At 37.4% G+C, this 2,996-nt stretch carries 1 protein-coding gene; it reads right to left on the bottom strand.

The window, feature by feature from the left end; translation table 11 throughout:
* Positions 1-90 precede the first annotated feature (90 nt).
* On the bottom strand, positions 91-2,996 hold a 2,906-nt coding region (locus ABD766_RS14905), incomplete at its 5' end, for an HYR-like domain-containing protein (protein ID WP_344817430.1).

The raw sequence follows: 2,996 nt of genomic DNA on the forward strand, positions 1-2,996 counted from the left end.
CATTAACAACATAGCGAAAAGTATTATTCTTGTTCTCATTTTTTGGGTGTTATAAATAACAGAGGATAAATAAATATCCTCTGTTATGGATTATCTAGATAAGTATAAATAGCCGTTTTTAGTTACACTACTACCATTTGAAGTTTTGTATTTCAAAATGTAGAAGTAAGTTCCTATTGGTAATTCCGCAGATTGATTAACTGTACCACGTCCCTCAGATAAACCTGTAAATACTCTGTTTCTATTATCGTAGTTAGTAGTATCAAATACTTTAACTCCCCAACGGTTGTATATCTCAACTGTATTCTCTGGGTAACAATCTAAGTTAGTAATGTTTTCAATTACAAAACTATCATTCAAAGTATCTCCATTTGGTGTTACTGCGTTATATACTATTATATTTTTACAAGCTAAAACACCACAAGTTTCGAATTCATCACTTGTTGGGATTGTAATTTCAAATGTTCTTGGGCAAACTGGATCATTAGTTTCGTATCTAACTATATAACTTCCATTAGCTAAATTCAACGGAGTAAATACACCATTAGTTATGTCTAAAGCACCTGAGCTACTTACGTCTGTCCATGTCCCTCCAGTTGGTTGTATTCCAAACTGATTGTTAATAATTGACATAACGTTCACTTCAAGCTCGATATCAAGACTACATTGAGCATCAATTGTTAACTGTTGGAAGTAGTTTGGAATTGACACATTAATTGTTTGTGTAAACGTAGCACTATTTCCACAAGCATCAGTTACTGTCCAAGTTCTTACAATAGTGGATGTACCATCTGAAGCAACTGTTGAAGTTGTTTCTGTAGTCACAACAGTAATTGGTGTGCTAGAACAAGCATCGGTAAATACTAATTGAGGTACCGCTGGAATTGAATTACAAGTTACATTTAAAACAGTTGGGAATGATGTCACTACTGTCGGAGCTGTTGTATCTTGAACAGTTATGGTTTGAACGTGAGTTGTAGTTAATCCACAAAGATCTGTTGCAATCCATGTTCTTGTTAGAGTATAACTTCCTGCACATGTTCCTGCTGTAGTTACTTCGTTGTAAGCTATTGTTGCAGTTCCACAGTTGTCAGTTGCAGTTAATACTACTGCTGTTGGTACTGCTGAACATTCTACAGTTACATTAGCTGGTAAAGCTTCTACAAATGTCGGAGCTGTTGTATCTTGAACGGTGATGGTTTGAACGTGAGTTGTAGTTAATCCACAAAGATCCGTTGCAATCCATGTTCTTGTTAGAGTATAACTTCCTGCGCAAGTTCCTGCTGTAGTTACTTCGTTGTAAGCTACTGTTGCTGTTCCACAGTTGTCAGTTGCAGTTAATACTACCGCTGTTGGTACTGCTGAACATTCTACAGTTACATTAGTTGGTAAAGCTTCTACGAAACTTGGAGGTGTTGTATCTTGAACAGTGATGGTTTGAACGTGAGTTGTAGTTAATCCACAAAGATCCGTTGCAATCCATGTTCTTGTTAATGTATAACTTCCTGCGCAAGTTCCTGCTGTAGTTACTTCGTTGTAAGCTATTGTTGCAGTTCCACAGTTGTCAGTTGCAGTTAATACTACTGCTGTTGGTACTGCTGAACATTCTACTGTTACATTAGCTGGTAAAGCTTCTACGAATGTCGGAGCTGTTGTATCTTGAACAGTTATGGTTTGAACGTGAGTTGTAGTTAATCCACAAAGATCCGTTGCAATCCATGTTCTTGTTAATGTATAACTTCCTGCGCAAGTTCCTGCTGTAGTTACTTCGTTGTAAGCTATTGTTGCAGTTCCACAGTTGTCAGTTGCAGTTAATACTACCGCTGTTGGTACTGCTGAACATTCTACTGTTACATTAGCTGGTAAAGCTTCTACGAATGTCGGAGCTGTTGTATCTTGAACAGTTATGGTTTGAACGTGAGTTGTAGTTAATCCACAAAGATCCGTTGCAATCCATGTTCTTGTTAGAGTATAACTTCCTGCGCAAGTTCCTGCTGTAGTTACTTCGTTGTAAGCTACTGTTGCTGTTCCACAGTTGTCAGTTGCAGTTAATACTACCGCTGTTGGTACTGCTGAACATTCTACAGTTACATTAGCTGGTAAAGCTTCTACGAAACTTGGAGGTGTTGTATCTTGAACAGTGATGGTTTGAACGTGAGTTGTAGTTAATCCACAAAGATCCGTTGCAATCCATGTTCTTGTTAGAGTATAACTTCCTGCGCAAGTTCCTGCTGTAGTTACTTCGTTGTAAGCTACTGTTGCTGTTCCACAGTTGTCAGTTGCAGTTAATACTACCGCTGTTGGTACTGCTGAACATTCTACTGTTACATTAGCTGGTAAAGCTTCTACGAATGTCGGAGCTGTTGTATCTTGAACAGTTATGGTTTGTGAAACATTAGATGAATTATTACAAGCATCTGTAAAAGTCCATGTTCTAGTAATTATAAATGAATTAGGACATTGTCCTGGAACAATAGAATCTAATGCTTGAGACGTAACATTTCCTGAACAATTATCTATTGCTGTTAAAGTTAAAGCAGTTGGCACCTCTGAAGCACAAGAAACTTGCAAAGACTGAGGAGCTAATGGAACAACTGGTGCAGTAATGTCTTGAACTGTAAAAGTACCAGATGTTGAAATAAAGTTTCCACAAGCATCTGTTGCAGTAAATACTACTGTAACTGCTGTTGAACAATCATTTGATAAAGAGTTAAAATTATTTGTCCAAGTTACATCAGAACATAAATCATTGGCAACTGCACCTCCATTGGTTTGTAACCAATTCGTAATAGCTGTTTGATTTCCATGACCATCACATTCAACAATTAAGTTAGAAGCTTGAGTAGTAATAACTGGTGCTGTTGTATCTGTTACATTGATTGTTTGTGATGCTGTTGATGCGTTGCCACAAGCGTCTGTTGCTGTCCAAGTTCTAGTTACTGAGTAACTTCCTGTACATGCTCCGTTTGTAGTAACATCATTGAATGTTAATGTAA

Source organism: Flavobacterium cheonanense (genome assembly GCF_039539185.1).
Classification (GTDB): domain Bacteria; phylum Bacteroidota; class Bacteroidia; order Flavobacteriales; family Flavobacteriaceae; genus Flavobacterium; species Flavobacterium cheonanense.